This is a genomic window from Diplocloster agilis (genome assembly GCF_019042275.1).
In the GTDB taxonomy this organism is placed as follows: domain Bacteria; phylum Bacillota; class Clostridia; order Lachnospirales; family Lachnospiraceae; genus Diplocloster; species Diplocloster agilis.
Window position 1 is genome coordinate 94,588 of sequence record NZ_JAHQCW010000002.1, and the last position, 22,625, is coordinate 117,212.

Consider the following 22,625-nt stretch of genomic DNA (forward strand, 5'->3'; position numbering starts at 1 on the left):
GGAAAAACAGGCAATAACAATGAAACCCTTACAGGATACCTGTATGCCTGGAAAAACAGGCAATAACAATGAAACCCTTACAGGATACCTGTATGCCTGGAAAAACAGGCAATAACAATGAAACCCTTACAGGATACCTGTATGCCTGAAAAAAACAGGCAATAATAATGAAAGGAGTTTAATTCATGAAGCTTCCAACTTATCACGAAGATCTGTCCGTATTTCATGTCGGTACGGAGGATCCCCGTGCCTATTATATTCCCTTCTCTCCTTTATCCGCCTTGGGACCGGATTTTGAGGAGAGAAAGGATTCGGACCGGTTTCAGCTGTTAAGCGGAAACTGGCGGTTCCGGTATTATGAGAATACACGTCAGGTTCCGGAACAGGCGGTTCTTCCGGATTTCCCGATGCATTCCCTTGATATTATTCCTGTCCCGTCCACCTGGCAGTCTCTGGGCTATGAGCGTTACCATTACTCGAATCTGGAATACACGATCCCCTATGACCCTCCGTATGTGCCGGCCCAGAATCCATGCGGGCTGTATCTGACTGACTTTACCTGTTCTCTCCGGGACGGTCTGGAGCGGTACCTGAATTTTGAAGGAGTGGATTCCTGTTTTTATGTATGGGTAAATGGAAAACCTGTGGGATACAGCCAGATTTCCCATTCTTCTTCGGAGTTTAATGTAACGCGTTACATAAAAGAGGGAACGAATCGTCTGGCGGTTTTGGTATTAAAATGGTGTGACGGTACCTATCTGGAATGCCAGGACAAGATGCGTCTAAGCGGTATCTTCCGGGACGTCTATCTGTTAAGCCGTCCGCCGGAACATATCCGTGACTACCAGGTAACTACGGACGTACCGGAAGGCGGTACTACCGCTTTTGTTCAGATATCCTTTACTTACCGCGGCTCTTCTTTTCCCGTCCATTATGTGCTTACGGACCCATGCGGAGAAAAGATCGCTTCCGGTACCGCGGCAGACGGACCGCTTGTAATCGAGGTTCCTGATGCGAAACTGTGGAGTGACGAGTCTGCGCAGCTCTATTCTCTTCTGTTGTGCACAGACGGGGAATGTATTCGGGAAACCGTTGGAATCCGTACGATCTCGGTCCGACACGGACAAATTCTTTTAAATGATACTCCGATCCGTTTTCACGGAGTCAACCGGCATGAATTTCACGCACGGAATGGGTACACCGTCACATCCGAAGAGTTGGAACAGGAAATCCGTCTGATGAAGCAGCATCATATCAACGCGGTCAGAACCAGCCATTATCCCGCCGCCCCTCTTCTTTACACGCTGTGCGACCGATATGGGCTGTATGTAATCGATGAAGCGGACGTGGAAGCCCACGGCATCATCAAGCTCTACAAAGCCATGCAGCAAAGTACCAACGGAACGATAGCGGATAACCCCTGCTTCCGTGAGGCGATACTGGACCGGGAAACCGCGCTGGTAGCCCGGGATAAGAACCGCCCCTGCGTTCTGATCTGGTCCCTTGGCAACGAGACCGGCTACGGCTCCAATATGGAAGCCGGATGCCGCCTGGTCAAAGGATTGGACCCCACCAGGCTTCTGAATTATGAGAGCAGCACCCATCCGATCATGTGCCAGGACATAGACGGAATCGACGTACTCAGCCGGATGTATCTGCCGATCCCGGAATTGGAAGCCCTCCTTGCAGATCCCGCCACGAAAAAACCTGTCATTTTAACCGAGTATATTCATTGCATGGGCAACAGCCCCGGAGATATCGAGGACTATTTTCAGCTGATGAGCCGGTATCCGAACCTGGCGGGCGGATTTATCTGGGAATGGCGGGATCAGTCTGCGGATATGGGATATACGGAAGACGGACGGACGAAATATTTCTACGGCGGGGACTATGGAGATTTTCCCAACTGCGGCAACTTCTGCGTGGACGGAATCACGTATCCGGACGGCAGGCCCCACACCGGCCTGTTCGAACACAAAAATGTGTTTCGGCCTGCCAGGATCAAGGCCTGTGATCTGACCGCCGGGTCTTTTACTCTGACTAATCTTCTCTCCTTCACAGATCTGTCTGAACTGCTGGAGTTAAAGTATGAGATTACGCAGGACGGAATGCCATGGGAATCCGGCCGGATACCCTGTCCCGCTGCGCCCCCGCGCCAGACGGCAGCCTTCACGCTTCCTTATACGCTGCCGGAATCCGGAAGATGCTTTCTGAGAATCCGAATGATGGCTAATCGGAGCGTGCCGTTTGCGGACAGCGAAGAGGAATTTGAATATGGCTTTGACCAGTTCGAGCTTCCGATACCGGGAACCGGATTTGTCCCCGGATGTCTTGACGAAACGGGATCACTGACTGTCCGGGAGGAAGCGGATGCTTATCACATTTTAGGAAATGGATTTCTCTACCGTTTTAACCGCCTGAGCGCCTCGTTTGACCGTCTGTATGTGGATGGAGAAGAACTGTTGTCGGAACCGGCTGCGTACACGCTGTGGCGCGCCCCCACCGACAACGACCGGTATATCAGGGAGGAATGGGAGGCGGCCGGTTACGACAGGACCTTTCCCCGGGTTTATGAAAGCACCTGTCATATTATGGAAAATGTAGTCCGGATTGACTGCCATCTGTCCCTGACCGCGGTTGCCCTGCAGCCGATCCTGTATCTTGACGTCACGTGGCAGATCGACGCCGCCGGGCGCATCCGGGGATCTGTGGATGCGAATAAAGAGTCATGTTTTCCCTATCTTCCCCGCTTCGGCATTCATTTTGCCCTGCCCCGGGAATTTGATACGGTTACTTATTTTGGCTACGGCCCTTTCGAAAGCTACTGCGATAAACACCGGGCAGATTATGTCGGCCTGTTCCATGAGACGGTGGATGACCTCTTTGAGGACTATATAAAGCCCCAGGAAAACGGTTCTCACTTTGGATGTGAATATCTTAGCCTTGAGAGTCCGCGCCACGCCCTCACTGTTACAGCCCAACTGCCTTTTTCGTTCCAGGCGCTGCCCTACTCTGCCGCGGAACTGACCCGCAAGCGCCACAGCTGCGAACTTGTGAAGTCCGGCTACACCCATCTCACTGTGGACTACGCCATGAGCGGAATAGGTTCCAATAGCTGCGGACCTGCGCTGGCAGACGAATACCGGTTCAGCGAGACGGAATTCCACTGGGATTTTCTTCTTGCCTTTGAACGGTTGTCAGCACCGATGAGTCCCCGCTGTATATAATTCGTGCATAACACAATATATGCAGAAAAATGCACGCATAAGTAAGAAAGGCGGCCTGTTCTTTCGTCGAAAGAAATGTAGGCAGCCTTTCTTTTATCGCATAAAAACTCCCGAATTGCAATGCACATTCCTGCACAGCAATTCGGGAGTCTGATTTTAAATTCAGAGAGTAACCATCGATCAGTTGTCGATCAGTTTCTTCTCATCTGTCCAGCTCATCAGTTTACGAAGCTCTGCGCCGACCTGCTCCAGCTGATGCTGGGATTCCATTCTTCTCTTTGCGTTGAAGTTGGTGCAGCCGATCTGGTTCTCCAGCAGCCAGTTGCGGGCGAATACGCCTTCCTGGATGTCTTTCAGAACCTGACGCATAGCGTTCTTGGTATCCTCGGTGATGATCTTCGGTCCGGTGATATAATCGCCATATTCAGCGGTGTTGGAAATGGAATATCTCATACCGGCGAAACCGCTCTGGTAGATCAGGTCTACGATCAGTTTCATCTCATGGATACATTCGAAATAAGCGCTCTCCGGCTCATATCCGGCTTCCACCAGAACTTCGAAACCACATTTCATCAATGCTGTCACACCGCCGCACAGAACAGCCTGCTCACCGAACAGGTCGGTCTCGGTCTCCTCACGGAAGGTGGTCTCCAGGACGCCTGCTCTCGCGCCGCCGATTCCTAATGCATAGGCCAGACCGATGTCATGCGCTTTGCCGGTGTAATCCTGATGAACAGCGATCAGGCAGGGAACTCCCTTGCCTTCCTGATATGTACCTCTTACGGTGTGGCCCGGTCCCTTCGGAGCGATCATGATTACGTCCACGTTCTTCGGCGGGATGATCTGTCCGAAATGAATCGCGAAACCATGGGCGAACATCAGCATGTTGCCCTCTTCCAGGTTCGGGGCGATGGATTCGTTGTACATCTTCGCCTGTTTCTCATCATTGATGAGGATCATAACGATGTCTGCTTTCTTTGCAGCCTCTGCCGCGGTATATACTTCAAATCCGGCTGCCTCTGCCTTAGCCCAGGATTTGCTGCCCTCGTACAGGCCGATAATTACATGGAAACCGGACTCCTTAAGGTTCAGTGCATGTGCATGTCCCTGGCTGCCATAGCCGATGATTGCGATGGTCTTACCTTCCAGTAAAGCCAGGTTGCAATCTTCCTGATAAAAAATCTTTGCCATTTTACTCATCCTCCATTTTTTATAAAATGTACGCCGGTATCTTCCGGCAAAATATGGTTAAAGGTTATTTAAGCCTCTAGCACTCCTCAATCAAAATATCTGACGTCCTTCGAGCCCCGCGACAGTCCGGTAATCCCGGTCCTGGCCAGTTCCAGTATCTCATATCCGGATAACAGGCCGATAAACGCCTCCAGCTTGGACTGATTGCCTGTCAGTTCGATAATAAGGGAATCCGGAGCCACATCCACGATATTTGCCCGGAAAATATTCGCCACCGCTATAATCGCCTGGCGGTCCTCGGCCTGGGCTCTCACCTTTAACAGGATCAGTTCCCTGCTTACCGATTCCTTATCTACTAACTTTTTGATATCAATCACATCCACCAGCTTGCGAAGCTGATTCTCAATCTGCTCGATGATCACCTCATCTCCGTTGACAACTACCGTCATCCTGGAAAATCTGGGATCCGCCGTCACTCCTACGGTCAGACTCTCAATATTATATCCCCTGCGGCTGAACAAGCCCGCCACTCTGCTTAACACGCCGAAGGTATTGTCAACCAACATAGATAATACGGTTTGCTCCATACAGACAACCTGCTTTCTTTATAGAATTGTACTAAGTGTTATTCTATCAAGTCTTAAAATTTTTGTCAAATAGAATTTCAACACTTTACTGTGCTTAAGTAGGAAAGCAGGGAAAAATCAAGCGGCCTAAGCCTCTCCAGACACAGGCCTCTCTAACACAGCCTAGGCCTCCCCTAACAGCCGTTCGACTAATTTCACCGCCTCGGCGGCATCTTTGGAATAACCGTCCGCTCCGATTTCATCCGCGTAGCTTTGCGTGATCACGGCGCCGCCGATTATCACCTTGGACTCGATACCCAATTCCCTTACGTAAGCGATCACATGACGCATTTCCTGCATTGTGGTGGTCATCAGCGCGGACAGGCCGATGACGGCAGCGTGATGTTCCATGGCTGCTTTGGCGATTGCTTCCTTCGGGACATCTTTTCCCAGGTCTATCACGTCGTAGCCGCAGTTTTTTAACATCAGTCCCACCAGATTTTTGCCGATGTCGTGAATATCGCCCTCGACTGTGGCGATGACGATGACCGGCTTTTCTTTTTGGTCTTCATCCTGCTCCAGCATAGGTTCCAGATATTCGATCGCCTTTTTCATAACTTCCGCGCTGGAGATCAGCTGTGGCAGGAAATAGATCTGTTTGTCGAAAAGCTCTCCCACCTCGTGGATAGCCGGTATCAGCATTTCGTTGATAATGGAGGAGGGCGTGTAACCTTTTGCAAGGGCTGCGTTTACATGATCCAGAATACCGTTTCGGTTCCCTTTCATAACGCTTTCATATACCTTTGGCTGCTCTGATTTTTCTTCCGCCGACTTTGCAGGGCCGGTTATGGGAGTTGGAGCTTCATCCGCCTTTCTGGCATTCATCCGGTGAATATAGGCCAGATCCGCCTCCGGTTTGTTCATGAGCAGGTCTGAGGCCATGGCGCTGTTCACCAGAAGATCCTGGGAGGGATTCGCGATCGCCATCGTCAGGCCCTGCTGTATTGCCATGGTTAAAAAGGCGGCGTTGATAAAACTGCGCTCCGGCAGGCCGAAGGATATGTTAGACAGACCCACGATAGTGGCCAGACCTAACTCCTCCTTGCAGTAGCGGATGGTTTCCAGTGTCTCTAACGCAGCTTTTTGATTCGCACCCACCGTGGTTACCAGACCGTCTACGACGATATCCTCTCTGCAAAAGCCGAGGGTTAACGCGCGGTCCAGGATCTTTTGTATGATTTCTTTCTTTTCATCCAGCGATTTGGGCAGCCCCTCGTCGGACAGAGGGAGCAGGATGAACATGGCTCCATATTTTCCGGCAATGGGAAGCAGTTTCTCAAATTTCTCCGTTTCCAGGGAAATGGAATTGATCAGCGCCCGGCCCGGATAGCGTCTGAGAGCCGCTTCCATCACATCGATGTGGCTGGTATCCAGGCAAAGAGGAAGCGGGGTTACGGCCATCACTTCATCCATCACCTTTAACATGGTCTCTTTTTCATCGATGCCATTCATTCCCACATTGATATCCAGAACGGATGCGCCGCATTCGGTCTGATCCTCCGCAAAGGAACGTACCATACTATAATCTGCGTTCCGCAGTTTCTCCTGAAACTTTTTCTTGCCGGTGGGATTGATCCGCTCGCCGACGATATGGAACCGCTCGTTTAAGCCAAAAGCCAGCACCTTGCGCTCCGAAGCCAGCAGTCTTACAGGCTCTGCGGGCTGAAACGAGATGCGCCGGTCCGGAAGGGACTCGGATAGCTTTCTTATAAACTCCGGCGTCGTACCGCAGCAGCCGCCGAGGATCGTGGCGCCTGCTTCGATCAGCGCGTGCATGTGTGTTACATAGGTGTCGGCATCCATATCGTATACCGTCTCACCGGCCTCATTGATACCGGGAAGACCTGCATTGGGCTTCGCAATCAACGGCACCTTCGCGTATTTTTTCATTTCCCGAACGAAGTTTAACATCGTGTCCGGGCCGGAGGAGCAGTTTACGCCTACCGCGTCCGCCCCCAGGCTTTGAAGCACCACCACGGAAGTGGCCGGATCTGTGCCGTAGAACGTCCTTCCGTCGGTGTTAAACGTCATGGTAGCCATGACAGGCAGGCTGCAGACCTCTCTGGCCGCTATCAGGGCGGCTCTGGTCTCCTGAAGGCTCATCATTGTCTCAACGACCAGCAGATCAACGCCGGCCTGGTCAAGGAGGACGATCTGTTCTTTGTACACATCCACCAGCTCTTCAAAATCGAGGGTTCCAACGGGTGATAGCTGTTCTCCGGTCATGGTCAGGTCTCCGGCGATCAGGGCCCGGCCGGCGGAAGCCTCCCTGGATATGGACACCAGGGAGTGAATCAGTTCCGCCATCCGGTCTTCCAGGCCATATTCCCTAAGCTTGATCCGATTCGCCGTAAAGGTGGGGGCATAGAGAATATTCGTGCCCGCGTCTACGTATTCCTGCTGAAGCTTTCGCATCACTTCCCTATGCTCCGTGATCCAGGCCTCCGGGCAGACGCCGGACGGCATTCCCCGCTTCTGGAGATTCGATCCTGTGGCGCCGTCCAATATAACCAGATTCTTTGTTGTCCATTCTCTGAATTCCTGTCTTGTCATTTTTACCTCCATACTTGCGATATCCTGCACATAACCGCTTTCCGATCATGTTCTTACTTCTTAAATCCCTTATTCCCCGTCATCCCGCAGGCAGCGCGCCGCCAGATACGCTCTGTTAAACGGCAGCATAAAATAATATCCATCCGCCACATCCTTAAGTTCATCCATCATCCGCCGGGCGATTCTGACCCCGGCCTCTTCTCCCTGCTCCTTCGACATTCCGGGATCAAACGACCGGACCACCTGCTCCGGCACCTGTATTCCGGTCACTTCGTTTCGGATAAAGCAGGCGTTCCGATAGCTGACCAGCGGCATAATACCACAGAGTATTCTGGTATTTACTTCTTTTTTAATTTGACGGATCCGCTCTGTTTCTTCTATAGAGAATATAGGCTGGGTCAGAAAATAGGAAGCCCCTGCCTCTATCTTTTTCCCCATACGCCGGATCTCGGCGTCCAGATTTTTCCGGCCCTGATTGAGAGCGCCGCCGTAACAGATCGGCTCCTCCCGGAAATGCTCCTGGTTCATCTCTTTTAGGAACTGCATCAGCGTGATGGAGTTAAAGTCGAAGACCCCTGTGATATCTCCCCTGTCCCCTCCGGCTACCGGATCGCCGGTTACCACGAGGAAATTACGGATGCCGTTGACATATGCGCCCAGAAGGCCAGCCCGAAGCGCGATGGCGTTCTTATCCCGGCAGGCGATATGGGGCATAACCGGCAGCCCGGTTTCATGGAGCACCTTGGCACCCATCAATATAGAGTCCACTCTTCCGCGCCCCATAGGCGAATCCGCGAATGTAATGATGTCCACCGGGGCGGTTTTAAGGGAATTGGCATACTCCATGATCCGGTCCGTATTGGCATCATAGGGAGGGTCTAGCTCCACGGCGTTCACTTTTTGACCGCTTTGCATTTTCTGCAGCAGCGGATTGGTAACCGCCGCTTTTTTAAGAATCACCGGCGATGCTTCCGGTATATGCCGGACTGCAGTCTGCCGGAAATCCACCGTTTTTTCCACCGCTTCTATATAAGACGGATTCGTGCCGCAGCAGCCTCCAAGCAGGTTCACTCCAAGCTCTGCGATATCCTTCATCCTCTGCCCAAAATACTGCCTTGTATCTTTAAAATCCGTTCGTCCGGAACGTAAGGCCGGATAGCCCGAATTCGGAAATGCGGTGATTATCTTATCTTCCGGCAGCCGCAGTCTGCGCATCACCTGCCACAGATGTCCCGGGCCTATCCCGCAGTTAAAGCCGATCCCGTCAATCTCTTCCATTTGGGCGGCATCCTCAAGCAGCCGGGACGCGCGGATGCCATATTTCGAATAACCATAGCCGTTAACACAGAAGGATACGAAGACAGCCGCATCGGATTTATCCTTTAACCAATGGATCACAGGCTTTATATATTTCAAATCGGCAAAGGTTTCAAACATAAAGAGACCGGCTCCCTCGCTCAGGAAAGAGTCGCAGATATAGCGGTACTCTTCGATCACATGCTCCGCCGTCTGATGGATGTCCATGGGAATCGGGCCGATATCCGCCGCTGTCAGGATCGGTCCATGCTCAGCCGTTTCCTCTGTGTGCTCTCTCATATAAGCAGCAGCGGCAGACCGGGCGATACGGTATCCCGCGGCGGCGGCCTGTCCGGCTTCCCTGAGGCCGCATTCCAGTCTCCTGGTGTTGGCCGCAAAGGTATTGGTACGCAAAAATCGTGCACCGGCTTCCATATATGCCCGGTGCACCTGCTCTACCTTATCGGGGCGGCGCAGATTATCCCATTCGGGAATTCTTGCGGATCCGCCCTCAAGCCCGCTGTAATAGGTGCCAAAGGCACCGTCACCTAAGAGTCTGTGCTCTTTTAATCCTTTTAGCCATTCCTTCATGTTCAACCATTACTCCTCGAAATCAAACCGGAAATCCCATTGCTTCCGGCAGGTATCCATAATTTTCATCACGGTCAGAGTATCGTCAAGCGGGACCTTGTCACTTTCGGTCTTCCCCTCCCGCAGACAGCGCATAGCTTCCAGCGCCTCATATTCGTAGCCATTACAGATAAACGGCTCTTCAAAGTGCCGGATCACCTGATTATCATAATTAAGCACCTCGATCTTTGTGGCCTGGAAAAAGAATTCCTGGTTCAGCAGCACTTTACCTTTGGTTCCCTGGATATAGAAGAATACCAGTTTCTCCGGTCCCAGACCGCTGGAAAGCTGTGCATACGCTCCGTTTTCATACTCTAACACGACACTGTTGGTATAGTCTACCTTTTTTTCACCCATGAATGCATGGCTGATCACGTTCACCGGCGTCTGATGGAAAACAGACTGGGCATACATGATCGGGTACATTCCCAGATCCAGCAAGGCTCCTCCCCCGTTCTCATAAGAGTAGAGCCGGTGCGTCGAGGGAGCTGCGGTAAAGAAACGGCCCTCCGCCATTCGGATTTCTCCTAAGACCCCTTCCCTGATCCACTCCTGCAGCTTTAAAAAGGCAGGGTGGCATTTTGTCCACACCGCTTCCATAAAAAATAGTTTCTTTTCTCTGGCCAGAACAATCAGTTCTTCCGCCTGAGCCGCGTTGATCGTCAGAGGCTTTTCCGCCAGCACATTCTTACCGGCTAGCAGGCAGCTCTTGATTCCCTCATAATGATATCGGGCCGGAGTCGCTACGTAAACGATATCGACCTGTGGATCCGCCAGCAATTCCTCATAAGAACCATACGCCTTCTGAAACTGATTCAGTCCGGCAAACTCCTCAGCTTTTTCCAGAGATCTGGAACCGATCGCATACAGGGTCGCCTCCTCGCAGGCGCGCAGCGCCGCAGAAAAAATACCCGCAATCCTGCCTGCTCCCATAATTCCCCAGTTGATTTTATTCATTCCATCCGCTTCCTTTCCATCTTCGATCAATTTGGGACATGTCCGTTTCGGTTTGGGACATGTCCATTCCAATTTGGGACATGTCCGTTCCAGTTTGGGACATGTCCGTTTCAGTTTGGGACATGTCCATTTCGGTTTGAGTCGTCCCGCACAGTAGATACTTACATAAACAGACTACCGATTTGATACACCAGAACCGCCCCAATCCATGCGATCAACAACTGAAAGATCACCATTCCAATCGTCCATCGGGTAGAATTGGTTTCTTTGCGAATCGTTGCGATCGTGGCCATGCAGGGCGTATACAAGAGACAGAATATCATAAGCGCGTAAGCGTTTAAAGGCCCGAATCCGTAGGCGCCCAAAGCCTCCGACATCTGCATCATGCCTGCCGCGGAATTCACATTGGAGATTCCAAAAAGCACCGCGAAGCTGGATACCACAACCTCTTTTGCCGATAAACCTGAAATCAGCGCTACCCCAATCTGCCACAGGCCCAAACCAGCCGGGGCCAGGACAGGGACCAGGAACCGTCCGATGGAAGCGCCGAAGCTCATCGAGATATCCGATACCATACCGGTCGTTCCGAAGTTTAAAACAAACCAGATCACAATGGAGGCGATGAAAATGGTCGTTCCCGCTTTGCTCAAATAATCCTTAACCTTTTCCCACACATATACAGCGATGGTTCTGGCATTAGGAGATTTATATTCCGGCAGCTCGATCAGCAGGCTGTTGCTGCTTTTTCCTTTGAAGATCCGATTGGATAAGAGGGCGATCAAAATAGCTAGTACAACACCAATCACATAAAGGGAGAACGCGGCCAACATAGCGTAATCTTCAAAGAAAATATCGGCGAACAGCACGTAGATCGGCAGTCTTGCCGAACACGACATAAAAGGCGTAACCAGAATCGTCTTTTTCCGGTCCCCCTCGTGTTCCAGCGCCCTTGTAGCCATAACGGCCGGAACCGTACAGCCAAAGCCAAGGATCATAGGAAGAAATGCCTTTCCGGACAATCCGGCTTTTCCCATGATGCCGTCCATGACGTACGCCACCCGGGCCATATAACCGCTGTCTTCCAATATAGCCAGCGCCAGAAACAATATAAAGATGTTCGGCAGAAAAGTCAGAATTCCGCCGACCCCCGCGATGATTCCATCCACAATCAGTGAATTCATCCAGCCGGCCGCATGCAGGCCGGACAGCAGATTCGATACGGTAACCGAAAACCAGCCCAGCGCGACTTCGAACCCGCCCTTCAGGAAATCCCCCACCGTAAACGTCAGGAAAAAGACCAGCGCCATGATTCCCAGGAAAATGGGGATGCCCCAGATTCTGTGGGTCAAAACCTCGTCGATCCGGTCCGTACTGGCCAGCTTCTCTTTTTTATAAAAAAGGCAGTCCTCAATTACTTCCTCAATATAATCATACTTCTGATTAATAATATCTTTCTCATAATTACGGTCGATGATCGCGGTCACATCCACCGGATGATGCTTCATCACTTCCTCATCATACTCCAGGAGTTTGATCGCATGCCACCGGAGATTTGCCGCATCCGGATAGCGCGCTTTGATCACCACTTCCAGCTTCGCGATCTTATCTTCTATATTGTCGTCATAGGTAACGACATGTTCCGCCGGCCCTTCCTGATAGTGATGAATCACCGCATGAAGCAGAACATCTAGCCCTGTCCTCTTTCTGGCCGAAACCGGGACAACGGGAATCCCGCCTAACATCTCCGGAAGACGGTGCAGATCCAATTCCATCCCGCGCTCTTCCACTATGTCCATCATATTAAGCGCCAATATAACCGGCTTTCGAAGCTCCAGCAGCTGCATGGTCAGATAGAGATTTCTCTCCATGGAGGACGCGTCCACGATATTGATAATTACATCCACGTCATCACTCATGATACACTGGCGGCTGACTTTCTCCTCGATCGAATAAGAAGTCAGGCTGTAGATGCCCGGGAGATCGATCAGCTTTAATTTGCTGCCCTTATAAGTGGCGGAGCCTTCTTTTTTCTCGACCGTAACACCCGGCCAGTTGGCCACCTTCAGATTAGCTCCGGTATAGGCATTAAATAAAGTAGTCTTACCACAATTGGGATTTCCCACAAATGCGACGGATATCTGATCTTTCATTGCGCGATCTCCTTTACATCAATTCCTTTGGCAACCTGCTTTCCGATGGCCCAGCGGGTCCCCCGCACTTTGATAATCACGGCCCCGTTCCGTTTTTTGTTAAAAATCTCAACCCTGGTTCCTTCATTGATCCCCAGAGATTCCAATCTGCGGGTAATATTATCCTCCAGCCCCAAATCAACCACCTGATAAGATTGACCGATCGCACCATCATAAAGCCTCATGTTATCCTCCAGTGACGCATTTTGCTCTTCTCTACAAAATACGACTAATTTTTCTCTTCGTTTATCTTACGATTTTTCCCGGGGGATGTCAATAAAGTTAGAAGTATGGTTTTCGTCAGCTTTGAGCAGAAATAATTTTTTTGGTATTTGCGTGATACAGGTAGGCAAAGCCGGAAGCGGACAGGATTTCTTTTCTCTGCCTTCGAAGATTCAGACGGCCGGCAGTAATTTTTATCATACCGTAGCTTGCGGCGCTGAGCACACGGGAGCGGGAGCCTATGGCCATCGCGGATAGAATCGCCGGGACCGTAGATTGATCCAACTCGATCAGGGATTTCGCTGTAGTCAGGACCGCTTCCATTCCTGACTGATGCATGATTCTGGTAAGTTTTCCGGTTTCCAGCTCTATTTTTTCACGGAAACTTTCACTGAACCTTTGTATTTCCTGCACGTCCCCGCAGGTTTTCAAACTATTTTCAAAGGAATCCAATTCCTGGCGGAATTGGAGCAGCTCATCCCGATACCGCCGCCGGAAGGAAAGGATTTTTTTAAGCGGCACCCCTTTTCCGGGCGTTGGAAGTATATTCTGCATTACACAGTCCAGACACCAGCTGCCGTTCTCCGGGGAAGAGGACTCTTTTTCATAGGCATAGGACAGATTCACCGGCCTGTCCGTACCTACGGCGATAAAATGCCCTGTTCTTACGCTCTCCGCTTTCGCCAGGTATTTGGCAAGAAGAGACATGTAAAGTCGGGCGGTCTTTTCATCCAACACATACCAGTTACCGGTGCCGTCCCGCTTTAAAAGGTTACGCTCACACATGAAATCATACAGTTTTCTATTGGTTTTTTCGTGATGAAGCATAACGGGTAACTCATGCCAGGGCAGCTTGTCCTCATGTATGTAATAGCGGCCGTATTCTGTGTCTGAAAGAAGCTTGTCCGTACCGCAGGAAGCGGATTTTGCGGAGGAAATGAGCTTGTTGGACCGAAGATCCGGCAGCCGGTCCGGAGCAGATAACCGTTCTATGACTTCTTCCTCAAAATCCGGCAGGAATTCCGAGGCAAACAGGCTGGACGGATACATCGGACGATAATAGTCCTGTTCCATCAGTTCGCATATTTCCGGGGATAGGACGATCGTCTTATCTTCTTCGGGAACGATGGAACTTACTTTGTCCCAATACAGTACCGCATTTCGCAGCCAGCTCTGATCCTTCATATTAATATCCGGATAATACAGTATAGATCTCAATTCATCCCTCCATTCACTTAACGGTATGAAACGCGCCTTTCAACAACGGTCTAAGCGCACATTCACCGGTCTGAAACCCGCCCCTCAACGGTCCGCATAGGCGGCAAACAGTTTCTTCGCAACCGGTACTGCGTAATCGCTCCCGGCCCCGGCGCCCTCCAGGATTACGGCAACCACCAGATCCGGGGAATCCACATTGGAAAATCCGACAAACCAGGCATGGCTTTTCGCTTTGTTGCTGCTGTACTCGGCGCTTCCTGTTTTCCCGGCCGCCGTATAATTCTGCCCGGAAAGCTTGGTGGCCGTCCCCTCTTCCACTACGTCGATCATATAGGATTTTAAAAGCGCCGCCTCCCCTTCTGAGAGCAGGGCTCCATATTCCGCCGGCTTGTACTGTTTTACTTTATCCCCGGTATAATTTTCAACCCGGTCTATGAAATAGGGCTTCATCAGCACGCCGTTGTTGGCGATGGCCGAGGTGATCAGCGCCATATGCATGGGAGATACCAGCGTGCCCTCCCCCTGGCCGATGGCCGTCATCAGCTTCTGCGCGGTATCATCCTGCGCCGGCGCCGCGAATTTGCTCTTGCTGTATGGGATAGAGACCGGAAGCTCCTTGTTAAACAAAAGGCTGTCGCACAGGCTGTTGAAGGACTTCATATTCAGATCCATCCCGATATTGGCATAGGAGGAATTACAGGAATGGGCAAAGGACTCCATCAGGTTCTGAACGCCGTGGGACTTGTGCTTATAACAGCTGATGGTCACGTCGTCGGCCGTAAACTCTCCATGACAGTCATAGCTGTACTGTTCATAATTCCCGTTCTCCCGCACATATTGAAGCGTGGTTATAATTTTAAAGGTGGAACCGGGAGGATACAAGCCCTGGGTCGCCCGGTTCAGAAGCGCCGTGCTGTCATTATCCTCAGAAGTCAGCGCATCCCACTGCTCCTGTATTTTATTCGGATCATACGTGGGTTTGGAGACCATGGCCAGCACTTTACCGGTGGACGGCTCCAGCGCAATCACGGCGCCGTCATATTTCCCCATAGCATCGTAGGCTGTCTTCTGCAGCCCAACATCCAGCGTGGTTACCACATTATCTCCGATATTTTTCTCCCCTTTGAACTCATTTTCCAGCTGTTCCAGGAAAAAGGCGTGAGAGGACAGGAGGCTGAAATTTCCCAGGGATTCGATTCCGGTTTTTCCTACCGTGGAATACCCCACCACGTGGGCGAACAGGTCTTTGTACGGGTAGCGCCTGGTTTCCGTTCCATCCCCCGACAATGCGGTTTCTGCCAGGACTTCCCCGTCATTTGCCAGGATTTTCCCACGGATATAGCGGTCCGCAAAAGTATCCTGCCTGGAATTATAAGGATTGTTGATCACGTCGTCCGCCTGGGCCGTATTAAAATATACAAAATAGGCCATCAGTAGCGTAAACATCCCTACGAACAGATAGGCAACCAGTAAAAGCTCTCTATTTTTCTTTTTTCCGTCCCGCTTTTGCGGGCTTATCGTCCCGTCGTCCGCGCCCTGAAGATACAGGTTCAGAATTTCCTGTTCTTTTTCGGCTTTTTTGTTTTTGAACTTGAACATTGGCCTTACCATCCTCATCTTCTCTTAATAAATACATGCCCTGGATGATGGCAAACATAATCAGCGTGCTAAGCATAGAACTGCCGCCGTAGCTGACAAGCGGCAGCGTAACTCCGGTGGAGGGGATGAACTTTGTGACGCCCCCGATGGTCAGAAACACCTGAAATCCATAGACGGTCCCCAGACCCAATGCCACCAGTTTATAAAAATCATCCTTTATCTGCATCGCAATATTGATAAACATTAAAAAACAGCTGACACAGATCAGGATCAGACAGAGTGCGAAGATTCCGCCCAGCTCCTCGGAGATGGCGGAAAAGATAAAATCCTGATCTACCACGGGAATCTTATCCGGTGACCCCTGAAAGAGCCCCATTCCGAACCAGCCTCCGGTCCCTATGGCGAACAGGGACTGGGTGATCTGATAGCCCTCTTTTTCAATCACGTCCCACGGATTGCTCCAGGCCAGTACCCTGGTGCGCACGTGGCCGAACAGGAAATAGCCGGCCACAGCGGCGATGCTGCCTCCGGCCAGCCCGCCCATCAGATATAAAGGTTTTCTCGAAGCCACATAGAGCATGATCAGATACACAACGAAATAGATCAGCGCCCCGCCCAGGTCTTTGGAGAGCACCAGGATCAGTACGTGGGCAACCGCAACAGCGGTAGCCTTCACAATATCCTTAAATTCCGTAGACCTGCCAAGAAGCGCCGCCACAAAAAACACAAAGGTGATCTTCACAAACTCGGACGGCTGCACGGAAAACTGCCCGAAGGATATGTTCAGTTTCGCCCCGTATACCCGGCTTCCGGCGACAGCCACGACCCCCAGAAGCCCGATCCCCGCCGCCGCGTACAGCCATGTGAGATTCCGCAGGAACTTCATCTTCCTCACCAGAAAAGGCACCAGAAGCGATATGGCAGCCGAGCCGGCCACGATCATAAACTGCCGCTTGGATTTGTCAAAGGAGAGCCTGGTGAGAATAATGAAGCCGATGGAAAGCAGCATACACATATTGTTGACCACCAGGCGCGAAGCCTTCGGATAAGCCACATGGTAAAAGGCCAGGATCGCCGCCAGCAAAATCACCTGCTCCGCGTAGAAGAACAGAATCTGAAGATTATTTGTTTTCAAATACATCACCAGATAAGCGGTCAGATGAATGAGAAACATCAGCGTGTTCTGCTTCCGGAATATATTCTTCTGCCGGGCCGGAGCCTCATGCCTGAATACCGTATAGCTCTGATACGTATACATGGCAATCAATATGATCATCAAATATTTGGATAACTCAACGATGACATTAACCATTACTCTACGCCTCTCTTGAAGTGTCCTCTGGTAAATTCCTTCCAGGGCATGTCTGCTTGAATGCCATGAAGATATCGGCCGATATAAAGCTCTGCCGTTTTAAGCGCCTCCGTCCCGGTCTCGACGGTAAAATCCAGCCGGACAGCCGCAGGATGCAGGGCCTTGATTTCCCGGTCCTGATCCAGCAGTACCAGCGGAACGGAATTATAAATCACATTATAGCAGCTTTCCGGCATACAGTAATTCTTGACATAAAAATGCTTCTGATACCTGTCTTTTAACTGCCTTGTCTCCGGGACACGGGTACAGCGGTCCGCTGTTTTTATCAGGCACTGGGCGGAAACCATCATAGGCAGATGTCCGTAGGCAATGATTTCACCGCCCTCGCAGCCCCTTGCTTTTAATTCCTTCAAATTAAGCTCCACCGGCGCGGTATCCCGGCCGCAGCCCTTTTTTGCCCAGAATTCACGGCTTCTCTTATTAAACGTATAGACGTTGGCATCCAGGATCACAGGTTTTTCAAAATGATGCCGCTTCAGGAACTCGTACTCCTCGCAATTTCGAATGACAATGCCGTCCACGCCGGTTTCTGCCAGCCTGTCCCATATTCCTTCGAAGACCTGTCTTAAGCTTTCCCGGAAAATGACCGGGAGAACCAGATAACATTTTTTCTTACGGCGGTGAATCTCATCCGTCCATCTGTTCAGATCAGCCAGTTCTGTTTTCTTTGCAAATATAGAAGGAAAAATAGAATAGTTTACATACAGATCCGATATCTCTTCCAGGTTGACAAGCGCTTCCAGCTGTTCTATTTCTTCCACATAAGCCCGGATGCGCACAGTATGTTCCCGGCCCTTGCGGGCATCCGCGTCCTTCTGCGCGTTCTCTTGTTCCCAGATCACAGGAGCCGTGCGCCGGAAGGGGGCTAAGAGTTTCTGCTCCAATGCCTCCAGGGCATTCCTTCGCAGTTCATTGACCGCCTGCAGCGGTAAAAAGAGATCCTCTTCCATCTCGATCTGAAGCTGCCCGAACTGGAACTGGGTGCCGCCCGTTTTCCGAAGCTGTTTTTCCACCTGTTCCCTTTGGAGCGGCCGCTGCTTTGCCTGCTCCGGGCAGGCCCCCGTCACAGTGACGGAGGCGTTCTGTGCATTTACACAGAGTTTAGCATGATTATCTTTAGAAAGTATTAACATACCATTAATTTTTTCTTTGGATTGGTTTTCGACATAATCTCTTCGCAGCGTCTCCATGAGATCTCCCATTCGGATTTCTCCGCCCGCGTTGTTTAAGCTTAACATTTTCCGCCCGTTGTGCTGGACATAATAGCCTTTTGTGAATCCTTCCCGGCTGAACAGGCATTCCAATTCCCGGCGGTCTTTCTCCGATACCTGGTAAGCGCCTGCGCCCTTTTCCAGATACAGATCCAGATATTTCCGGTAAATCCGGACCACGCCCGCCACATATTCCGGCTGCTTCATTCTTCCCTCGATCTTCAAGGAGGTTACTCCGGCTTCCAGAATGTCAGGCAGAAGATCAATGGTGCACAGATCTTTCATGCTTAACAAATGTGAAGCGGCCGGAACCTGCTGCTTTAAAGCGGCTGGGACAGAGCGTTTGGAGGCTGCTAAGACAGCCTGCTTCCCCTTGCCGGCTCCTCCGGTCAACTCATAAGGCAGCCTGCAGGGCTGGGCACACCGCCCCCGGTTCCCGCTTCTGCCGCCCAATATACTGCTTAACAGGCACTGGCCCGAATAACAGTAGCACAGCGCCCCATGGATAAACGTTTCGATCTCCAAGCCGGTCTGTTCCCGGATCATGCGGATCTCCCGCAGAGAAAGTTCCCTGGCGGGAACGACACGGGATACCCCTTCTTTTTTAAGAAATCCCGCCCCCAGCGGACCTGTGATGGTCATCTGGGTGCTGGCATGTACGGGAAGATCCGGAAAGTATTCCCGCACAAAGGACAAAACCCCCATATCCTGCACGATCACCGCGTCAAGCCCTTCCTCGTAATAAGGCCGCAGGTAATCATACAGCTCCGTCTCAAGTTCCCGTTCCTTCAACAAGGTATTCACCGTCAGATAGATTTTCTTTCCTCGCAAATGGGCCTCCCGAAGCGCCCGCAGCAGCATATCCTCCTGCGGATTATCCGCGTAGGCTCTGGCCCCGAATTTACTTCCTCCCATGTAAACCGCATCCGCGCCCGCCTGCACCGCCGCCCGAAAGCTGTCGTAAGAACCGGCCGGAGCCAGCAGTTCGATTTTTTCCCTGTCCATATCTTATACTCCCATAATCCTTTCCTACTGCGTTTACAAAAACTTCCGCATTTTCACGAAATTCTTGTTTTTTACGAACTTCCTGCATTTTAAGGAACTTCCTGCATTATAAACTTCTGCATAACGTTGGATTTCTATATTTTAAAGGAAATGAATGAAAAAGGACGTGGGATTTCGACAATCTCACGCCCCCGCCTTTTCATTTATCCTGAGTTTAACTATCTTTTACGCCCGTCCAGCTCGGTTTCCAGCTTCACGATCTGCTTTTGCAGATCATAGGTCTTGGTCTGCATTTCTTTCATGGCTTTTTCCATATTCTCAAGCTGTACCTGTGCAGCGATCATTTCATGTTTCAGATCATACATCTCTTTGTCTTTTGCTTCCATCTCTTCGGACAAAAGATCCGCCTGCTTCTTGGCTTTAAAATAATCATCGGCGATGTTCAGCAGAACCATCAGATTCCGGTTCTCACCCGACTGTTTGCGAAAATTTTCTATCTGGTTGAATTCTTCCAGCCTGTTATTGATATAGGTAGCAACCTTGTGCAGGTATTCTTCGCCCTCTACCCCGGCCAGATGATAAACCTTACCGTCGATCAGCACTTCTGTATGATTCTTCTCTGCCATAACCTCACCCCTTCTGTCCTAAGCATCCTATTTCTATTATAAACAAATTTGTCTAAAAAACAACCTTTTTATACGGTCTCACGTTCCAAACCCAGATGCCGGTAAGCCAGATCGGACGCCATCCGTCCGCGGGGCGTGCGGAGCAGAAAGCCATTTTGTACCAGATAGGGCTCGTAGACATCCTCAATCGTTCCCGCATCCTCGCCGATCGACGCAGCCAGAGTATCTAACCCCACAGGGCCGCCGCTAAACTTCTCGATCAGTATGCGTAAGATCGTCCGGTCGATCTGGTCCAAGCCCATCCGGTCCACATCCAGCAGATCCAGCGCGAATCTGGCCACATCCTCCGTGATATTGCCGTCATATTTTACCTGGGCGAAATCCCTGGTTCGCTTCAGAAGCCGGTTCGCAAGTCTTGGCGTACCTCTGGATCGTCTCGCGATCTCCTCCGCTCCTTTGGCATCGATCCGGACCTTCAGCACTTTCGCCGAACGGATGACGATGGTCTTAAGCTCCTCCACCGTATAGAATTCCAGATGATGGACCACTCCGAACCGGTCCCGCAGCGGGGCGGTCAAAAGCCCTGCCCTGGTCGTCGCTCCCACCAGCGTGAATTTCGGCAGATCCAGACGGATCGAACGGGCGGTGGCTCCTTTTCCGATCAGGATGTCGATCGCATAATCCTCCATCGCCGGATACAGAACCTCCTCCACCTGCCGGTTCAGCCGATGAATCTCATCCACAAAAAGCAGATCCCCCTCCTGCAGATTATTCAGGATCGCCGCCATCTCGCCCGGCTTCTCGATCGCCGGCCCGGAAGTGACCTTGATATTCACTTCCATCTCGTGGGCGATGATACCGGCCAGCGTGGTCTTGCCCAGTCCCGGCGGGCCATAGAACAGCACATGGTCCAGTGCCTCCCCCCGCTGTTTTGCCGCCTGTATAAACACTTTCAGATTTTTTTTGGCTTTCTCCTGGCCGATATATTCATCCAGGGTCTGCGGCCGCAGACTATGTTCGATTTTCAGATCCTCTTCCAGGGTCTGTGTCGTTATGATCCGTTTCTCCATACTTTTCTCCCGCTATTATCCCGCCTGTTTAACCTGCTTATATTTAACTTGCTTATATTTAACCTGCTTATGTTTGTCCTGCTTATGCTTGTCATGGCAGGCTTGTCTTTTATAAAAAGGACATTTTTTTCAGCGCCCCTTTTAATATCGCTTCCACATCCATATCTTCCGTAATATCAACCGTCTTCACCGCATGCAGCGCATCGGTGCTGGAATATCCAAGCGCCACCAGCGCCTGCACCGCCTCGTCCCTGGCATCTGAGACAGCCTTCTGTTTTCCGGTCAGGTTATGCTCAAGCTTCCGTTCAAAGGCATCCTCCAGTCTTAATTTATCCTTCAGCTCCAGGATAATCTTCTGCGCGGTCTTGCCGCCGATTCCGGGAGCCTTGGCGATAGCCTTCGCATCGTCCGTCAGTACCGCGAAGCGAAGATCATCCGCCGACAATCCGGACAGGACCCCCAACGCTGCTTTGGGGCCTATCCCATTAACATTTAACAGCAGCTGGAAGACCTCCAGATCATCCCTGGTCAGGAAACCATAGAGCTGCATCGCGTCCTCCCTGACATTAAAATATGTGTGCAGCTTTATCTGCGCGCCCACGGCCGGTAGCTCCGATAATGTCTGGGTACTGATAAAAACCCGGTATCCGATATTCCCCGATTCAATGATCAGGGCATTTTCCTCCACCTCAGCCAATTCTCCTTTTATATAAGCGATCATTTTATCCTCCTGTTCCCGGCGGGCAGTTTCTTCAAAACCTCCCTGGCCGCTACACCGATCAGCATTCCGGTAATCACTCCGGAAATCAAAAGCGGCGGCATATAATACGCGAGGCTGACATTCTCCACCACCGCCATGGCCACCAGAATCTGTCCCACATTGTGGAAGACTCCTCCCGCCATGCTCACTCCTACCACACTGAAACGGTTCCACCTTTTCAACAGCACCATGACCAGAAAGCTTAACATCCCGCCGGCCAGGCTATATAAGATACTGTACAGATTACCGAACAGAAAGCCGGCCAGCAGTATCCTGGCAAAAGATACGGCCAATGCTTCCTTTGTTCCCATCAGATACAACACCAGTACAATCACTGCGTTTGTCAACCCCAGCTTCACGCCCGGTATTCCAAAATAAAACGGAATCAGGGACTCGATATAGCTGGCAATCAGGGCAAACGCGGTGAACATTCCCAGAAACGCTATTTTATGCCTCAACTTTCAACCTCCTAATGCGCAACCGCATCCACCCCGTCCGCTTCGCTTCCATCTGTATTTCCGTCTCCTTTAACCTCGGCCACCACCTGATTGGGCAGGCATACGATGGTTTCCCCGTTGCGCTGTATCGCCTTTTGGTGCACGCAGAGCTTATCGGGACAATCCGCCCAGACCATATCCGCCTTGCCGTCCCGGATCTCCAGCCGATTCGTCCCCTGAATATCGATCACCGCGTCTTCGTTTAAGGGATACGTCCCATACAGCTTTCCCTCCACAGTTACCACGACTTCTTTCCCCGGTTTATGAATAATCCAGGTATTTACCACATAAAGGCCGGCCGCTATGACAATCACAGCCGCCAGCAGCATCCAGTCATTTTTCTTCATACTGCGCTCCTTACAATCTTGTACCATTC

General features: G+C 51.1%; 17 protein-coding genes. 1 reads left to right on the forward strand and 16 read right to left on the reverse strand.

The window, feature by feature from the left end; genetic code table 11:
• The first annotated feature begins 185 nt into the window (after positions 1-185).
• Positions 186-3,227 carry a glycoside hydrolase family 2 TIM barrel-domain containing protein gene (locus tag KTH89_RS01890; protein WP_238720425.1) on the forward strand — a complete coding sequence of 1,014 codons (3,042 nt, stop codon included), beginning with the start codon at positions 186-188 and terminating at the stop codon, positions 3,225-3,227.
• Between the two features lie 180 nt (positions 3,228-3,407).
• Here KTH89_RS01890 and ilvC read toward each other — a convergent pair whose 3' ends face one another.
• The 16 genes from ilvC to KTH89_RS01970 form a co-directional block, all read right to left on the reverse strand.
• Positions 3,408-4,418 carry a ketol-acid reductoisomerase gene (gene ilvC, locus KTH89_RS01895; protein WP_158344191.1) on the reverse strand — a complete coding sequence of 337 codons (1,011 nt, stop codon included), beginning with the start codon at positions 4,416-4,418 and terminating at the stop codon, positions 3,408-3,410.
• An 86-nt stretch (positions 4,419-4,504) separates the two neighbouring features.
• Positions 4,505-5,005 carry an acetolactate synthase small subunit gene (gene ilvN / locus KTH89_RS01900; RefSeq protein WP_158344190.1) on the reverse strand — a complete coding sequence of 167 codons (501 nt, stop codon included), beginning with the start codon at positions 5,003-5,005 and terminating at the stop codon, positions 4,505-4,507.
• Positions 5,006-5,167: 162 nt separating this feature from the next.
• Positions 5,168-7,597: a homocysteine S-methyltransferase family protein gene (locus tag KTH89_RS01905; RefSeq protein ID WP_238720426.1), complete on the reverse strand. Its 2,430-nt coding sequence runs from the start codon at positions 7,595-7,597 to the stop codon at positions 5,168-5,170.
• A 69-nt stretch (positions 7,598-7,666) separates the two neighbouring features.
• Positions 7,667-9,484 carry a bifunctional homocysteine S-methyltransferase/methylenetetrahydrofolate reductase gene (locus KTH89_RS01910; protein WP_238720427.1) on the reverse strand — a complete coding sequence of 606 codons (1,818 nt, stop codon included), beginning with the start codon at positions 9,482-9,484 and terminating at the stop codon, positions 7,667-7,669.
• Positions 9,485-9,493: 9 nt separating this feature from the next.
• The gene (locus KTH89_RS01915) at positions 9,494-10,480 is read right to left on the reverse strand and encodes a Gfo/Idh/MocA family protein (RefSeq protein ID WP_238720428.1); all 987 of its coding nucleotides are present in this window, start codon (positions 10,478-10,480) and stop codon (positions 9,494-9,496) included.
• A gap of 161 nt (positions 10,481-10,641) precedes the next feature.
• Positions 10,642-12,630: a ferrous iron transport protein B gene (feoB, locus tag KTH89_RS01920; RefSeq protein ID WP_238720429.1), complete on the reverse strand. Its 1,989-nt coding sequence runs from the start codon at positions 12,628-12,630 to the stop codon at positions 10,642-10,644.
• Entirely contained in the window at positions 12,627-12,854 is a 228-nt protein-coding gene (locus KTH89_RS01925) for a FeoA family protein (protein WP_158344185.1), read from the reverse strand. Before KTH89_RS01925 ends, feoB begins: the two co-directional genes overlap by 4 nt.
• Before the next feature lie 115 nt (positions 12,855-12,969).
• Complete coding sequence (locus tag KTH89_RS01930) at positions 12,970-14,109, reverse strand: DUF6236 family protein (protein WP_238720431.1); 1,140 nt, start codon at positions 14,107-14,109, stop codon at positions 12,970-12,972.
• A gap of 84 nt (positions 14,110-14,193) precedes the next feature.
• Complete coding sequence (locus KTH89_RS01935; protein WP_238720432.1) at positions 14,194-15,708, reverse strand: peptidoglycan D,D-transpeptidase FtsI family protein; 1,515 nt, start codon at positions 15,706-15,708, stop codon at positions 14,194-14,196.
• Entirely contained in the window at positions 15,590-17,020 is a 1,431-nt protein-coding gene (locus KTH89_RS01940) for an FtsW/RodA/SpoVE family cell cycle protein (RefSeq protein ID WP_238720433.1), read from the reverse strand. Before KTH89_RS01940 ends, KTH89_RS01935 begins: the two co-directional genes overlap by 119 nt.
• Positions 17,020-19,296, reverse strand: a complete 2,277-nt coding sequence (locus KTH89_RS01945) for a U32 family peptidase (protein WP_238720434.1) — start codon at positions 19,294-19,296, stop codon at positions 17,020-17,022. Before KTH89_RS01945 ends, KTH89_RS01940 begins: the two co-directional genes overlap by 1 nt.
• Before the next feature lie 218 nt (positions 19,297-19,514).
• Complete coding sequence (locus KTH89_RS01950) at positions 19,515-19,922, reverse strand: cell division protein ZapA (RefSeq protein WP_158344180.1); 408 nt, start codon at positions 19,920-19,922, stop codon at positions 19,515-19,517.
• A gap of 68 nt (positions 19,923-19,990) precedes the next feature.
• Complete coding sequence (ruvB, locus tag KTH89_RS01955) at positions 19,991-20,992, reverse strand: Holliday junction branch migration DNA helicase RuvB (protein WP_158344179.1); 1,002 nt, start codon at positions 20,990-20,992, stop codon at positions 19,991-19,993.
• Positions 20,993-21,101: 109 nt separating this feature from the next.
• Positions 21,102-21,713: a Holliday junction branch migration protein RuvA gene (gene ruvA, locus KTH89_RS01960; RefSeq protein WP_158344178.1), complete on the reverse strand. Its 612-nt coding sequence runs from the start codon at positions 21,711-21,713 to the stop codon at positions 21,102-21,104.
• The gene (locus KTH89_RS01965) at positions 21,710-22,210 is read right to left on the reverse strand and encodes a Gx transporter family protein (RefSeq protein ID WP_238720435.1); all 501 of its coding nucleotides are present in this window, start codon (positions 22,208-22,210) and stop codon (positions 21,710-21,712) included. The genes ruvA and KTH89_RS01965 overlap by 4 nt, the downstream gene beginning before the upstream one ends.
• 11 nt (positions 22,211-22,221) lie before the next feature.
• On the reverse strand, positions 22,222-22,596 hold the full coding sequence (locus tag KTH89_RS01970) for a NusG domain II-containing protein (protein WP_158344268.1): 375 nt from the start codon (positions 22,594-22,596) through the stop codon (positions 22,222-22,224).
• Positions 22,597-22,625 lie beyond the last annotated feature (29 nt).